Here is a 15,925-nt window from a genome sequence, read left to right as displayed (position 1 = left end):
TCAGAAAACTGACTTCGTTATTCCTCATTCATTTTTTAAGCTGAAAACGAAGCACAATCTTGTCTTCCAATTGTTTAAAACAGAAATGATCCGATATCGTGCCAATAACCGCGATTATGATAACAACGCACAGAATGGAAGCCGTATCCCCTAGGCCGCGTCCATCTTGCAGCATTTGACCAAGGCCAACTCCTTTGGCAATCAGCTCGCCAGCGACAAGGGCTCGCCAAGCGAATGCCCAGGCCACTCGAATGCCGGTGATCCAATGAGGAAATGCAGCAGGCAGCTGAACTTGAAAGAATAAGCGGTATCCACTGCCTGTCCCGAGCATTTGGGCGGCTCGCAGATGAAGTGGCGATATGTTCAAAATACCTGTTCGGCTCGCCATGGACATCGTCCATGTGGCGCCAATCGTCGTTATGAAGATAACTGAGGTATCATTCAAGCCGAACCAAATGATGGCAAAAGGCAGCCACGCAATGCTTGGTACTGTTTGCAGCGCCACAACCACAAAACCAAAGGTTTCATCAAAAAAACGATATCGCGCAAACAAATAACCCAGTATCGTTCCCAGACCGATCGATATAATAAATGAAATGAGCAAACGGCGAAGACTTGCGCCTATAGCGCTAAGAAGATGTCCATGAGCGAAACCATCATAAAAAGCTTGGAATGTTTGCAGCGGAGAAGGGAATTTCCACCCCCACTGAAAAATTCTAAATCCCAGCTCCCATACGATCAACAGCGCTATGAGAAACAGCGTCCTTCTTAAGGCTGTATGCATAACCCAACTCCTCTCTGACAACCTTCTCTAGCTCATCCGTCAGTGCCTCCATGATTTTACCTTCCAAAGCATGAATAAGCGGATCGCCATGTTGATGCGGTCGGGAAGCTTGCACCGTAAATTGCTTTTTCACTCTGCCCGGCTGCGTGGCCATCACCACAACGCGATCCGACAAGATGACAGCCTCACGAATGTTGTGTGTGATAAACAGAATCGTTTTGCCCGTTTTAAGCCAAATTTCTTCCAAATCCTTCAACAAAATAAATCGCGTTTGTTCATCTAGAGCAGCAAATGGTTCATCCATTAAAAGAATGTCAGGGTCCATGACGAGCGCCCGCGCGATGGCTACCCTCTGCTTCATCCCCCCTGAAAGCTCATGAGGATAGCGGTCGGTGAATTTGCTCAAATGCACCGCTTTAATTTGTTCAACAGCAAGTACATATCGCTCTTTCTTCGATAACCCTTGTTGTTTCAAACCAAAAGCTACATTATCGAGTACCGTCAGCCATGGAAACAAGCCATGTTCCTGGAACACAACGATGCGATCAGCCCCAGGCTTGGTAATCTTTTGCCCATTGACCGTAATGGTTCCGCTATCCGCTTGTTCAAATCCTGCAATCAGGTTGAGCAGCGTTGATTTTCCACAGCCGGAAGGTCCTACAACAGAAACGAATTCCCCTTTCCCTATCGTCAACGAAACTTGATCTAACGCGGTATACGAGCTGCCTTTGCGCTGTGAAAAGGTTTTGCTTACTTGATCAATAATAATCACTTGGTCGCCCTCCAGGCCGGTGTCCATTTAAATATCTGCGAAGAAATGAGTTGGACGATAAATCACGATTTTCTTTTTGGCATAATCGATCAACCCTTTATCCCGCCATTTATTGAGCGTCTCTGTGACCGTTTGGCGGCTGCAGCCAATCACATAGGAGATCTCTTCATGGCTAAGCGGGACTTGAACCTCCAGCTGTACATCCGTAAGTTTACCGAGCTGCATGAGGAACCAAGCAAGCCTCCAAGCGACTGGTCGGCAAATTAAGGTTTCCACCATTTTCTGGGTTTGCAGCAGTCTGCGTGCCCCGAGAACCGCTAGAGCATATGAAAAATCAGCATTTTCTCTGGCTAACTCATTAAATTTACGCCCATCCAACATCATGATTTGACTATCCACCAAACATCTGGCATATCGTTTCCGCGGTAAATTCGTTAAAATTTCCGCATTCCCGAAAATTTCCCCCTCATAGCGAAGAAACAAGGTAATCCCCTGCCCCTCCTCGGAGGATTGCGAAATTTTGATCAAACCAGACTCTACATAAAAAGCCCCGTTAGGCATGTCATTTTCTTGAAATACAAACTCATTTTTCTTGTAGACACGTAGAACACCATGTCTATGAAATGCGTCTAGCATAACTTCCTTTGAAGGATCTTTTTCCTGAAGATCAGCCAGTTCATTCAATTGGTCCATTGGATAAATCTCCTTTTCTTTTTAATACCGACTATTCCAATGTGTTAATTATATATTAACATAGCATACCATGTTATAATGTCGGATTCCCGACAATTTTCAAATTTTAAACAAGAAGATTGGAACATGTGGAAAGCACATCCGGATCGTTCCCTCCAGCTTGTCCAAAAGCATAGGGGTACACTGCTCCATCTTTCATGTTTTAGAAGGACAAGTTCGGAATAGACAACAGTAATTGTCCTTCTCGGAACTTGCCCAGCTATGCCAATTAGTAAAAAGTCACTTCACAATAAGAACCTAAGGGAATTAATTCATTCAGATAACTCTTCATGGCTTCTTTCTCTTTATCGCTAATCAAACGAATGGCATGAAATTGAAAATGAATCATTCCCTCAGCAGCTTCATATCTGTCGTAGTTTAAACGTCCAAATGGAAATAAACGGTTTATCACGGCTTTGATGCCATCTTGATTAAGCTTTCTACTTGTTGCTGCTTGTATGACGATTTCCGGCAATTCATTCATTTGCGGAACTTTCTCTTCTTGCACATAAGGATACGCTTTCACTTTAAAACAGACATAGGGATTCAAATAATCGGAAGCAAATTGTTTTAAGCTGCGAATTTCTTGGTCCGCTAATTGCAAATCGTCATCCCAGGCATAAATCGTCGCCGTATTCTTTTCTTGGGTATGGATTCTCAGATACCTTAAGTGCGGAAACCGCTTTTTAATCATTTGCTCGGATAATAAACGTGTACCCATTGCATCCACCTCTTCGTAAGAATTGAATTTGCTATTTGAAAGCTAATCCTATACAAAAAAAGACAGCCATCCTTTTTTGACCAAAAGGTAGCTGCCTTTTTCTATATGTTTCATTCAGGGACAGATAAACCGAGCCCCTCCGCAACACGAACCCCATATTCAGGATCTGCCTTGTAAAAATGACCAATTTGTCGAAGTTTGATTTCATCTTGTTCAACAGGCTTCATTGCACCTACAATCGTTTGAACGAGACGTTCACGTTCTCCTTCACTCAACAAGCGATACAAATCGCCTGCTTGCGTATAGTGATCATGGTGATCATAGGCCGTACTGTTCGCTTCACCCGTTACTTCAAAAGGCGCCTGTTTATGCGCGGATGTTTCTGTGGGCCCCCCTAGACTGTTGGGCTCGTAATAGGCGGAACCTCCCCCGTTCTCCGTGGAAATCATCTGACCGTCACGCTGATAATGGTTTACTTCACTCTGGGGCCGATTAATCGGCAGCGTATGGTGGTTAGCCCCTACCCGGTAGCGATGCGCATCGCCATATGCAAACAAGCGGCCTTGCAGCATTTTATCCGGAGAGACATCAATACCAGGCACAAGTGTCCCCGGGGAGAACGTTGCTTGTTCAACCTCGGCGAAATAATTAGCCGGATTACGATCCAGCACCATGCGTCCCACTTCAATCAGCGGATAATCCTTTTGTGACCATACCTTGGTTACATCAAAGGGATCGAACCGATATGTATTCGCATCTTCCAGCGGCATGATCTGGACACAAAGCTTCCAGGAAGGGAAATCGCCTTGCTCAATGGCATGGAAAAGATCTTCCGTATGATAATCCGGATTTTCCGCCGCGAGCTGAGCCGCAACATCCGTCGCTAAGTTTTGGACGCCTTGTTCGGTTTTGAAGTGATACTTCACCCACACGCCTTGGCCTTCCGCATTTACCCATTTGAACGTATGACTGCCAAAGCCATGCATATGCCGCAGCGTTGCCGGAATTCCGCGGTCCGACATCAGAATTGTCACTTGATGCAAAGATTCAGGGGATAGCGACCAGAAATCCCAAACAGCATTCGGATTTTTCAAATGCGTTTGCGGATGACGCTTTTGCGTATGTATAAAGTCAGGGAATTTAATTGCATCTCGAATGAAAAATACCGGCGTATTGTTGCCTACCAAATCATAGTTTCCTTCATCCGTATAAAACTTCACAGCGAATCCACGTGGATCGCGCACCGTATCGGATGAGCCATTTTCCCCGGCAACGGTGGAGAAACGAACGAACAATGGCGTGCGTTTGCCCACTTCAGCTAAAAAGCTGGCTTTTGTATACGCGGTCAAATCTTGCGTAACTTCAAAATAGCCATGGGCTCCTGCCCCTTTGGCGTGAACAACGCGTTCAGGTACTCGTTCTCTGTTGAAATGCGCCAACTTCTCTAAGAGGTGAACATCTTGTATTAATATCGGACCTCGTGAACCCGCCGTAATCGAGTTTTGGTTATCCCCAACAGGAGCCCCCCAACTAGTCGTAAGCTTACTTTTATTCTCACTCATCGTCGATTCACCTCTTCATCTTCGTTATTCCTTATTTCAATGTATTCTTCAATAGACTTGTTCATTCCATTAACAAATGAGGTCATCATATAGCATCATAGTATTACTAAAATAAAATTACTTTGACAGACATAGTACTTTGTTTTATATTGTAAAAGAGGAGGTGAGGACGATTGTTGATTTGAAAATTACAGCGGATCTCATTCGGGGTCACACCGATACTATTATTCTCAAGCTTCTGCTTTCCGGAGATAAATATGGATATGAAATTTCCAAGCTAGTGCAGGCTAGCTCAGGTGGAGAGTATGAGCTGAAAGAAGCAACCATGTACTCCAGTCTTAAACGATTAGAACAAGATGAGAGCATTGTCTCTTACTGGGGTGATGAAACGCAGGGCGGTAGGAGAAAATATTATCATATTACGGATATCGGGAAAGAAAATTATACGAAGAACAAACTTAATTGGGAGCATGCGAAAACAATTCTCAATTTACTAATCTGAGAAAGGCGGTATACAACATGAATGCAAGACTTACAACCTATTTAGACGATATTTTTTCACGCTATGAGGATTTAAAGCCAATTCAGGAATTAAAAGAAGAACTGTCCAAGGATTTGCAAGAAAGACTTCAGGATTTGCAAAAGGATGGTTTTAACGAAGAAGCCGCCTTTCATCGGACGATTGACTCCATTGGCGAAATTACGGAATTAATCGAAAGTATTCATGCCAATACCACGAAGCTTCAACAAATCATTGGAATAGATTTCTCGATGCAAAACCTGCAGAAGTCCGATCTCCGAGAAATTCAAGTTCATGACGGCAAATTTAATTACAGTAATCTGCAGGAATCCGATTTCAGCAATTCTGACTTAACGAATGCCTCCTTTAAATGCAGCAACTTGGATGGTGTGAATTTCAATGGCACGAATCTAACCAGAGCCAAAATTTCAAAATCGAATCTCAAAGGCGCAAGCTTCAAAAATTGCATCTTAGACCAAACCGACTTCAGCTCATCCGAGTTATCAGGCATTTGTTTTGATAACCTAACCTTCACGGGAACAAGCTTTAATCATGCGGGTTTGAAAGGTACAACATTCCGAAATGCAATTTTTCATGCCGTATCGTTCAAGACAGAAGTCAAGAAGACTATCTTTGACGGAGCCAAAATGGATAAAGTCACTTATGCCATTCTAAAAGCATATAAGGCCAACTTGACTCATGTTACAATCATTTAGAAAAAAACATTAAAGTTGAAATCACACGGGAAGTGAATGTAAGGGAGATCGACTACATATTGAAAGCCGCGGAATACTAGAAGGATTATAACTCGGTATCGGAGCATCCTTCTCCGTTCTGGGCAACGCGGCTATTCATCTGTTCGAAGCACGGCAGCACGGCTCTGCCTCCTCGACGCTGAACTTCCTCCGTTCTCTAGGAATGACACTTGGTATTACTACGTTCGGGATTATTCAAAGTCATAGGATCCAACGAAAGTTGATCAAACGTCCGTCTCACATTAATTGAAGTAAGAAAAACCGTCAGGGAAAAACATCCTGACGGTCCTTTTGTGTTCAAAAAAAGACAGCATCTCTGCTGTCTCTGCGATTCATCCCTTAATCCTTTTTGACTGTAAACAGGCTCTTATTTCAAGTAATTCTCAATCTTCTTTCTCATTTCCTTTGGCGGCTCGATTCCCAGCTCCCTCCGATAATGAGCTTCAAAGCTAACGTAGTGCTTGGCGATTTGTTCCCTCTTCCCACTGATTACGTATACATCCATCAACAATTGCTGCATATCCTCATTCAAGGGGTATAGGGACAAGTAGGTGTCCAACCTTTGTTCAGCCCTGCCCCAATCTTGTCGCTTCATATCTTTGCCAATCAAACTCCGTACAAGCCCTGTATACTGTTTCCCATAGCCAACCTCAAGCTGTACCTTCCATAAGTAATCCTTCCGATCCAAAAGAGGACCTTGGTAAAGGGTACACAATCGCTCAGCCTGTGCCTCATCCTGCACACCCTCCGTGGGCGCCAAGCCACTATTTTGAAACTCCAATAAATCATAGGTAGCATGTAATGTATCCAACATGTAACCTTCATTCGTTTTCTGAATATCCATGCCCAGTTCTTGCTCTTTCAAAATTTTCTTTAATCGATAGATGGTGTTATGTAAATTGTGCGAAGCCCTTTCTTCCAGCATATCCGGCCATAAAATATCAGCCAAGTGCCACTTGCTTATATCCTGACCTGGATGACAGAGAAAGAAAGCATACAGTTCCTCCGTCTTGCGTGTCGGCCAGCGAACAAGCGTGCCTTGCGGATTCCTGACCTCGAATCCTCCAAAACACCGATTTGAAGCATGCATGACCCTTGCCTGCTCCCCTGGCTGGACAGAAGTGCGATTCTGCTTAATCAGGCGGTTCGTTACCCGCTCAATCGCTGTCGGTGTAACAGGCTTTAATATATAATCGAAGGCATAAACTTGAAAAGCATCCAGCGCATATTCCTTATATGCTGTCGTGAAAACAATGCGCGTCTGATCAGAAATTTCATTCAATCTGTGTGCGAGCTCCAGGCCATTGATCTTGGGCATTTCCACATCCAGGAAGACAACATCCGGTCGCAGTGATGGCAACCTATCGAGCGCCTCAAGCGGATTGCTGAAAGCGCCGGTAATCGTATAATGGGGATTCCGGCCGATAAGCACTTTCATTAATTCAAGAATCGGTTTCTCGTCTTCCACAATGACAACATTAAACAACCTTTCCCCTCCTTTCTTCTAAAAAATCCTGTTTACTGCCGTTCAAAGGCAAATACATAGTTATCTTTGTTCCGCGTCCCATTTCCGAACTTACGATCAGGGTTGCACCCGGAATCGAATCCAGACGGCTGCGAATATTGGAGATGCCTATACCACCGCTATCCCGACTGCCATTGGCAATTTGGTACAGAAGATCGTCGGGCATCCCAACACCATCATCTTGCACGGTAACTTGCAGATAACGATCTCCCTCCTGAATCGTTAACGTGACCGTGCCGTGTCCTTCCTTTTCAAATAAACCATGACGTATCGCATTCTCCACAAACGGTTGAATACATAATGATGGGATGGCAACATGCTTAAGTCCTTCATCAACGTAACTCGCAAAATCAAATCGCTCCCCAAAGCGAGCCTTCTCGATCTCCACATAGGCTTCAATTAATTCCAACTCTCGGTTCAGGGGAACAAATAATTCATTACGGTCCATGTCTAGGATGTAGCGCAAATATTGGCTTAGCTTCGATAATAAATAAGCCGCTTTTTCGCCATCCGTGTAACAAAACGAAATCACACTGCTAAGCGCATTATACAAAAAGTGAGGCTTGATCTGAGCTTGATGAAAGGCAAGCTCATTACGAATAGCCTCTTGAATGGACGTTTTCATCGCAATCAACGTATGAATCCTAGCTATTAACGTTTCCGCTTCAAACGGCTTCGTCAAATAATCATTGGCTCCTGCTCCAAATCCCATTGCGATGTCTTGGGAATTATCCTTAGCTGTTGCGAATAAAATGGGCAAGTCGAGTATGGAATACTGCGTGCGAAGCAGTCGGCAAAGCTCAAAACCAGAAATGCCCGGCATCATAACGTCCAAAATAACGAGATCAACTTGAGGATACTCTTTTATTTTGATCATGGCTTCTTTGGCCGAGAATGCGGTAATCACATTATATGGATGTCTTTTCAAAATGTTTAGCAGGGTATGGATATTGGAGGCTTCATCATCCACGATGAGTATTGTATAGGTGTGCTGTTCCAAAATGTCAAATGAATCGAGCTCCTCAACTGCTCTTTGCCGATACATGTCGATACTATAAATATGATCACGAACAGGTAAGGGCTCTGCAGCGCTCGGAAGTGTAAAAGCCATGCTCGTCCCTTGTCCGATTTCTGACCAAACAACGTGAATCTCTCCGCCCATTCGTTCTACAAGCTTGCGGCTTATATACAAACCAACGCCCATTCCCGTATACCCATCACCAGGCATAACTTGGTCAAGCTGCTCGAAATACTCAAAAATACTCGTATGCTTATCTATCGGTATCCCAATTCCTGTGTCTGTTACTGTGACATACACCATTCCCGAAGAAACACGCGACGTTACGCTTATTTCCCCTTTTTCTGTATGTTTTATCGCATTATGCACCAAATTATAAAGAATTTGCCGCAATCGGTTCTCATCCGCTTGAACCCAAACATTGGGGAGGACTTGATTATTCAATCTTACTACTTTGCCTGCGAGCTCAAAATGCAGTACATCAAAGATGATTTGCGTCACAGCCCTGATATCTACAACCGTTATGTGTAAGCGCAACTCACCGTGCTTCAAGTGTGTAACATCGATCAAATCGTACATAAGCATAGAAAGCTTGTTGGATGTATCCTTGATCAGCCAAAGATTTTGCTTCTGCTTAGCAGACAAATTGTGTTCATCGTCATCCAGCAAATAAGAGGTTATGTTCATAATCCCGTGCAGGGGAGTCTTGATCTCATGTGACGTATGCATCAAGAATTCATCCTTCAATTGATTGGAAATGGTTAGCTGATTGGTTAAAGTTTCGGTCTTCTCATATGCAATAGTAAATCGTACCGCAAGCAAAATATTCATTAACGTAATGAAAGATATAATGGCAACTTTGCCCAGCAGATCCGAAGTGACCAGATTCTCTGAATATAAAGATCCATCCACCAAGAAACCCAGCAATGAAACAATCGCAGCGATGAACAGCAGTAATTCTTTGCGTTCGGACGTTCCCCTCGGGCTTGTACGAAATAAATATATCATTCTGCCGAGAATAAATAGGGGAGCTATTCCGACGTATAAAAAGAACAGTGACCTTATCTCATTATAAAGCGAATACGGCAGAACAATAATAGCCACCATATAAATTAAAATTGGGGATATTAACCATACCATTTTTCTCTGCGACATGAGGCGATTGTTAATAGAGCAGAAAAACATGACACTTAATACAGAACTCAGAAATTCGCTTAGATCCAACGCCTTGTAAGCCAAATCAAAAGAGATGCCCGGGAACAGCCTTTGAAAGAGCTTTTCGCCATAGAGGAATTGAATAACTGCGAGAGAAATGAAATAAAGGCCACTGAGTAGGTAGGTTTTCTCACGCCTTCTCAGAAGATAGAGGTTCAAATGATAGGCGCCAAACATGACGAGAATCAAGATGCCAGCCAGATCACTGCCTATCAGTAGGCCGTTTAGCTTTGTGATGTCCCCGTGCGAGCCAAACTCGATTGAATTCACAATTCCACCACTCGGATATACAAAGTTTGACACTTGTATAATGATCTCAATCTCTTTGCCATCCGGTAAAAAAAAGTGCTGTACGGTGTATTTCCGGGAATATGCACCTTCTGGTTAACGCCCGGACGCCCGCTCTCGCCCTCTAGCTTTCCATTAATATACAACTTATTAGACATACGAATACTTCTTAATTTCACGCCATAAATGTCATCTCCAGCGTTCACAAGCACTTTGAGCCGATAAGTGCCAAAGCCTTTCCTGCTCATGCCTTGTTCCTCATTTTTGCCATTCCACGTACCAGGCACAGATAAATAAGAAACATCTGTCCGCCAACCTGCACGAAAATCGGTGGGTTCCAACAACTTTCCTTCGTAGAACTCCCACTCTCCATCCAATGTGACCAATCCTTGTTTCCGAAAATCCCGGCTCGTTAAATCCAGTACTCCCTGTTTAGCAAGCTGTATGCCCCTACTCGGCGCCACCGACGAATAGATGTCTGTAAACAACATAATAAGGAGGGATAGGATGAATATGATGCCTATGGGTCTGTAAAAACGATTCACACTCAAGCCTCCTTCCTCCCAAATTTCCATACTATTTGATATTACCATTTCCTACTCTCAAAAAACTCACAAGACGCTAATTTTGCTTTAATTAAAATAAACAGCCAACTGGAATTCAACTTCCAGTTGGCTGTTTAAGCGCGAATTTCTGAATCAATGAGCAGTTTTGCTGATGGCTTGCCGCTTCTTTATGGCATAATTCGTGATATAAACACCGACTACAATCCACAATGCCCCCAGAAAATGATATAAACGCAAGGACTCGCCGGTGAAAGTCGTCGCAAATATAGCGCTGAAGAGCGGAATTAGATTGAGAAATCCCGCACATCGTTGCGGACCTGCGAGCTCAATGGCCCGATTCCATGATAGAAAAGCGAGCAAAGAGGCAAACAATCCAATATAGATAACACCGGTGACCAGAGTAGGACTCCACACTATCTGTGGCGACTTGATTGCCCATTCGATGGCAGATAACGGAATCAATAGCACTAAAGCGACGGCAACCTGAACAAGCAGCAGCGGACTTGCCGGAAATCGACCTGCTGCCTTTTTCATACCCACCGAATATAAAGCCCAGAAAAAAACGGCCAGCAGCATGAGGAGGTCCCCCTTATTAAAAGAGAGATTAAACAGAGCCCCGAGACTGCCCCGGCTAATAATCCAACTCACGCCGACCATAGAGACGAGGATACCGGGCAAGGCTGACCATGCGAAGCGCTCTTTCATTACCAACCAGGTTAAAATCACAACCATGATTGGTGTTGCTGAATTCATTAGTGAGGCGTTTATCGAGCCTGTATATTGGACGGCTGCATACGTTAGCGTATTAAATCCGGCAACGCCTGTGACGGATAGGAACAGAATCATTTTCCAGCCTTGAAGGAAATCTAACCTTCGCCTCCAAGCCTCCTTACCCACAAATGGGAGCAGGCAGAGAAAGGCAATACTCCAACGCATAGCAGCCAGTGTTATAGGTGATATATGAAGAACGAGCGCTTTGCCTGCAACAAAGTTGCCTCCCCAAATACAAGTGGCAATGACCAGCAGAACATACGGGGAACGTTTTAACATGAAGGTTTATGCTCCTTTACTAACAAAATAAGCGGCATACTTCATCATACCACATGTGTACCATTGTATGATCCCAAACCAAGGATAAATCACTGTCCTTCAGGGACGAGCGAATTTGTCAAGGTAGATGCGAAGCAAATGTATAGACATATACTTACCTACAAAAAAAAAGAACGCCAATCTTTGACCCAAGGGCACATAGATTGGCATTCTTTTTAAACTTAAATACCTTTAAACGTAAAGCTGTATGCGTAGGTACGATTAGCATATAACGTAAATTCGGGATGTGTTCTTGCACCCCAACTATCGTCACCACCGACACCCATTTGCTTGTAATTGACGCGAACAACCACTTTATCGCTAACAGGCAGCTTGTAAGGATGATCATGAGTCTCCAGCTCAGAAGGCGAGTAAGGCAAAGCGTTAAGTTCAACGGTTGGAAGACCGGTAATACGCAAACCTCTGCCATTCTCATTCGTTAACGTTGCCCAGCGAACATCTGTCTTATTACCGCATTCTTGCGGACGAAGATAAGGTACGAATTGCTCCGCAACAGTCCCTTGGTATAAGCCTAGCTTGGCTCCAACCGCTCGATCCCAATGATTCTCATGAGGTCCACGGCCATACCAAGTCAACTGCTGAAAAGAACCATCTAATTGAAACAGCACACCGATCTCCGGAATTTCCGGCAAGTTTAATCCTGGCGCAAGCTCCATACGTACTTCTACTTCCCCAGTCGTCAGCACGGTGTAGACAACCTGCACATCGGATACGGACTGTGTTGGCACTTTATAACCTATGCGAACCTCAGCTCCGCCATCGGCTGCCGGTTTCGCTTGCAAAGAACAAAGCGTTCTTCCGCTGCCTGCCTCACGCCAAGTCGCACAGCGAATATGGTGCTGATTGCCGCGGTCATTATCCGTATAGGCTCTCCAGAAATTGGGTACGGGACCCGACTGGAACAGCTCGATACCATCATATAAGTAGGAAATCAGATCTCCTGTTGCCGTATCGAACTGAAGCGAGAAGTGGCTGCCCTTCAACTGAATGGCATCCTTGTTCGCAATAATTTGAACGGCACTGATCGAGGTCAGCTCGACCGCAGCATCCGTTTGGATGACCAAATCGGTGCTCACAGGCAGCAAGAACTGCTCCCAAGCAATTTCATGACCTTTGCTCGCCCAACTTTCATCAGCTTGCAGCTGTAGACTAATCGTCAGCACGAGTTCATCCGAAGAGAACCCAGCCGCTTCACGAGGAAGCGCCAATTGAATGATCTCGGTTTCGCCTGGTTGCACGGCGAACTGTCCACGATTCACTTCGCCTACCTGAACGCCCTGGCGTTCAATCGACCAAATCCAATCAAATTCATTCAGATTTGTGAATAAGAATTGATTTTTCACACAAATCTGCCCTTGCGCAAGATCGACAGCTTCTATCCTAACATTCTGATAGCACTTCTTGACTTCATAAATTTTGGGTGAAGGTTTCCGATCAGCAAAGATAAGACCATTCCCGCAGAAGTTGCCATCATTCGGAGTATCTCCGAAGTCACCGCCGTAAGCTTGATAAGTGATGCCTTCAGATGTTGTCGTGCGAATCGATTGATCGATCCAATCCCATATAAAGCCGCCTTGCAGAACGGGATACTTGTCGAACAGCTCCCAATACTTGAATAAATTACCGCAGGAATTGCCCATGGCGTGACTGTACTCACATAAAATAAAAGGCTTTTTCGGTTTGCTTTTCGCATATTCTTCAATTTTGTTGATATACGTGTACATCTGGCTTTCGATATCCGATGCCGCGTCCGATGCTCTATAATTGAAAACACCTTCGTAATGAATCACGCGTGATGGGTCTGCTTCAACTAGAAAATCATGCATTTTAATGAAATTGTCGCCGCCAAAAGCCTCATTCCCCAGCGACCAGATAATAATCGAAGGATGATTCTTATCTCTTTGTAGCATCGAATTTGCGCGGTCCAGCACTGCCCCCGTCCATTCCGGCTTGCTGCCCGGCACGACGCCTTGATCTTCTTCTTTTTTATTCGTCCAAGACCCATGCGTCTCCAAGTTCGTCTCATCGATAACGTACAAGCCGTATTCGTCGCAAAGCTCGTACCAAAGCGGATTGTTCGGGTAGTGTGAGGTTCTGACCGCATTAATGTTGTGTGTTTTCATGAGCAAAATATCAGCCAACATGCTTGCCGCGTCAACAACACGACCGCGATCCGTATCAAATTCATGACGGTTAACACCTTTTAAAACAATTCTCTGACCGTTAATTTGCATTAAACCATCTTTAATTTCGAACTTACGGAAACCGACTTTACAGCTTTCCGTTTCGAGAAGTTCATCATGCTCATTTTTCAAGCTCAAAACGAGCGTGTAGAGATGAGGCTTCTCTGCACTCCATAACCTCGGACGTTCAACTTGAACAGAGAGCTCCACATCCTGCTTCTCCATGCCGCTTTCGTTCAATTGAGCGCTTAAAGGCCCATTCCAAACCGGCCTTTGTTCATGATCATAGAGAACAGCCTCAATGCGGCGTACCCCTTGGTCAAGTCCATCATAGTTATTCACTTTGACTTGAATACGCAGTTCGGCATTCTCAAACGCATCGTCTAATTCCGTCAGGACCTTGAAATCCGCGATATGAGTTGTAGGTGTGCTGTAGATATATACATCGCGGAAAATACCACTGAGGCGCCAGAAATCTTGATCCTCCAACCAGCTTGCATCGCTCCAGCGGTACACCTCAACGTCAAGCTTATTATCCCCTTCTACGAGGTAAGGGGTAATATCAAATTCCGCAGGTGTAAACGAATCTTGACTGAAACCAACCAAGTCGCCGTTCACCCAGACATAAAACGCGGATTCCACACCTTGGAAGTTTAGATAAACAGGCTGACCTGTCCACGCGGGAGGAACCGTAAAGCTGCGCGAATAGGAACCAACCGGGTTATACTTCACCGGAGCAAAGGGAGGCATTAAATCCTCGTGCCCTACCCATGGATAAATCAAATTCGTATATTGTGGAAAGTCGAAGCCCTGCAGCTGCCAATGGGCAGGAACCGTAATGTCAGACCAGTTACTTGTATCATAATCGACATGATGGAAGTTTTGCGGTCTTCCCTGAGCATTTTCGGCAAAATGAAATTTCCAAGTTCCATTCAAGGATTGATAGAAATCAGAACTTTCACGGACACCTGCCAATGCTTCTGCTTCTGTCCGATAAGGCATTAGAGTAGCGTAAGCTTCCTGTCGGTTCAGCTGAAATATCTCCGGATTATTGTTCCATTCCGGGTAGCCATTCGTCGGTGGTGTATATATAAATTTAGCAGACATGTGATGTACCTCACTTCATCTTCGTATTATGATTAGCAACAATATGTTTATTGTACATGAGTCTAAATTGTTTTAAAATATAAGATAACTCGCCTAGCATATTAAAAAATGAAAGAGAAGTGTACGATTAAGCATGCTTACTGATTACAGGAAATTTTTCGTCATTACAGAATCAGATCGGAAGCTTCCTCTCATTCTGGAAACTGTTGGGTATGAGCAGGAACAGGACTACTTAAAAAGAGAGCAGGGATACCCCTGCTTCCATTGGCTGCAAACTATCGAAGGCAGCGGAGACATTCAATTGGAAAACGGAAACCTAAAACTAAACGAGCATCAAGGTTTGCTCTTACCGGCAAGTATTCCTCACGCCTACAAAGCATCTGGAAACAAGTGGTCTACTTGGTATTTAACCTTTGATGGCTCATTGGCCGCTTCCATTGTTCATGCACTAGAGCTGCCCGTGCTAACGGTAGTGAGTTGGGGAGAAGATACACCACTTGCGGACATTCACACTTATTTTTACGACAAGTATCAATACAGCCATGACTTTACCGGTACGAATGGTTCACTGGAAATTTATCAATTCCTCACGCTTTTAAAAAAACACGGTAATGTGAATCGGAGCGCTTCTTTCTCTCAAAGCCATGAGCGTTTGCTGCCTCTCTTGCTTCAACTGGAGGAGGTCTATGGATCTTCAGAGGTTGGACTCGGTTGGATGTCACATCGGCTTGGACTTAGTCCTCAACACGTCAACACCTTGTTTCGCAAAGCTTTTGGCATTTCTCCCTATCAATATGTATTGCAGCTTCGTCTGCAAAAGTCCAAAGAAATGCTGATCGCTATGCCTGATCAAACGGTGAAGCATGTGGCTGAGGCGACCGGATTTCTCGATGCCTCCCATTTCATTTCCACCTTTCGCAAATCTGAAGGCTTGACGCCAGAAATGTTTAGAAATCAATATAATCAAAAAAATCATGCACACTTATTCAAGTAAGCGTTGACATATGTTTCATTTCCTATGGAAAGGGATACTGATTTCTAATGGTTTTATTTACAATAAACGCTTA

At 44.3% G+C, this 15,925-nt stretch carries 13 protein-coding genes and 1 pseudogene; 4 read left to right on the top strand and 10 right to left on the bottom strand.

Annotation, left to right across the window (positions count from 1 at the left end):
- Positions 1 to 28: 28 nt before the first annotated feature.
- From FU659_RS12425 to katA, 5 genes are all read right to left on the bottom strand, one after another.
- Complete coding sequence (locus tag FU659_RS12425; RefSeq protein WP_261807798.1) at positions 29 to 742, bottom strand: ABC transporter permease; 714 nt, start codon at positions 740 to 742, stop codon at positions 29 to 31.
- Positions 717 to 1,556: an ABC transporter ATP-binding protein gene (locus tag FU659_RS12420; protein WP_147947870.1), complete on the bottom strand. Its 840-nt coding sequence runs from the start codon at positions 1,554 to 1,556 to the stop codon at positions 717 to 719. The genes FU659_RS12425 and FU659_RS12420 overlap by 26 nt, the downstream gene beginning before the upstream one ends.
- A 27-nt stretch (positions 1,557 to 1,583) precedes the next feature.
- Positions 1,584 to 2,249, bottom strand: coding sequence for a Crp/Fnr family transcriptional regulator (locus FU659_RS12415; protein WP_147947869.1), 666 nt, complete (start codon positions 2,247 to 2,249; stop codon positions 1,584 to 1,586).
- A gap of 268 nt (positions 2,250 to 2,517) precedes the next feature.
- Positions 2,518 to 3,009 carry a hypothetical protein gene (locus tag FU659_RS12410; protein WP_147947868.1) on the bottom strand — a complete coding sequence of 164 codons (492 nt, stop codon included), beginning with the start codon at positions 3,007 to 3,009 and terminating at the stop codon, positions 2,518 to 2,520.
- Positions 3,010 to 3,119: 110 nt separating this feature from the next.
- Positions 3,120 to 4,571, bottom strand: a complete 1,452-nt coding sequence (gene katA, locus FU659_RS12405) for a catalase KatA (protein ID WP_147947867.1) — start codon at positions 4,569 to 4,571, stop codon at positions 3,120 to 3,122.
- 172 nt (positions 4,572 to 4,743) lie between these two features.
- On the opposite strand from katA, the gene FU659_RS12400 reads away from it, so the two are divergent.
- The 3 genes and pseudogenes from FU659_RS12400 to FU659_RS37125 form a co-directional block, all read left to right on the top strand.
- Positions 4,744 to 5,073: a PadR family transcriptional regulator gene (locus FU659_RS12400; RefSeq protein ID WP_147947918.1), complete on the top strand. Its 330-nt coding sequence runs from the start codon at positions 4,744 to 4,746 to the stop codon at positions 5,071 to 5,073.
- 17 nt (positions 5,074 to 5,090) lie between these two features.
- Positions 5,091 to 5,807, top strand: a complete 717-nt coding sequence (locus FU659_RS12395; protein ID WP_147947866.1) for a pentapeptide repeat-containing protein — start codon at positions 5,091 to 5,093, stop codon at positions 5,805 to 5,807.
- Positions 5,808 to 5,898: 91 nt separating this feature from the next.
- Positions 5,899 to 6,069, top strand: a pseudogene (locus tag FU659_RS37125) (MFS transporter); the annotation flags it as partial.
- 144 nt (positions 6,070 to 6,213) lie between these two features.
- Here FU659_RS37125 and FU659_RS12385 read toward each other — a convergent pair.
- From FU659_RS12385 to lacZ, 5 genes are all read right to left on the bottom strand, one after another.
- A complete protein-coding gene (locus tag FU659_RS12385) occupies positions 6,214 to 7,332 on the bottom strand; it encodes a response regulator (RefSeq protein WP_147947865.1) in 1,119 nt (372 codons plus the stop codon).
- The gene (locus FU659_RS12380; RefSeq protein ID WP_261807797.1) at positions 7,325 to 9,874 is read right to left on the bottom strand and encodes a hybrid sensor histidine kinase/response regulator; all 2,550 of its coding nucleotides are present in this window, start codon (positions 9,872 to 9,874) and stop codon (positions 7,325 to 7,327) included. The genes FU659_RS12385 and FU659_RS12380 overlap by 8 nt, the downstream gene beginning before the upstream one ends.
- Positions 9,871 to 10,437, bottom strand: coding sequence for a hypothetical protein (locus FU659_RS37120; RefSeq protein WP_261807796.1), 567 nt, complete (start codon positions 10,435 to 10,437; stop codon positions 9,871 to 9,873). The genes FU659_RS12380 and FU659_RS37120 overlap by 4 nt, the downstream gene beginning before the upstream one ends.
- A 153-nt stretch (positions 10,438 to 10,590) precedes the next feature.
- On the bottom strand, positions 10,591 to 11,508 hold the full coding sequence (locus FU659_RS12375; protein WP_147947864.1) for a DMT family transporter: 918 nt from the start codon (positions 11,506 to 11,508) through the stop codon (positions 10,591 to 10,593).
- Positions 11,509 to 11,729: 221 nt separating this feature from the next.
- Positions 11,730 to 14,858: a beta-galactosidase, LacZ type gene (lacZ, locus tag FU659_RS12370; RefSeq protein WP_147947863.1), complete on the bottom strand. Its 3,129-nt coding sequence runs from the start codon at positions 14,856 to 14,858 to the stop codon at positions 11,730 to 11,732.
- A 133-nt stretch (positions 14,859 to 14,991) separates the two neighbouring features.
- Between lacZ and FU659_RS12365 the strand changes: the two genes are divergently transcribed.
- The gene (locus FU659_RS12365) at positions 14,992 to 15,852 is read left to right on the top strand and encodes an AraC family transcriptional regulator (protein WP_147947862.1); all 861 of its coding nucleotides are present in this window, start codon (positions 14,992 to 14,994) and stop codon (positions 15,850 to 15,852) included.
- Positions 15,853 to 15,925 lie beyond the last annotated feature (73 nt).

The organism is Paenibacillus sp. N3.4 (genome assembly GCF_008017805.1).
Taxonomy (GTDB): domain Bacteria; phylum Bacillota; class Bacilli; order Paenibacillales; family NBRC-103111; genus Paenibacillus_E.
Note: the sequence above shows the minus strand (reverse complement) of the source record. Positions and strands in the feature narration are given on the sequence as shown.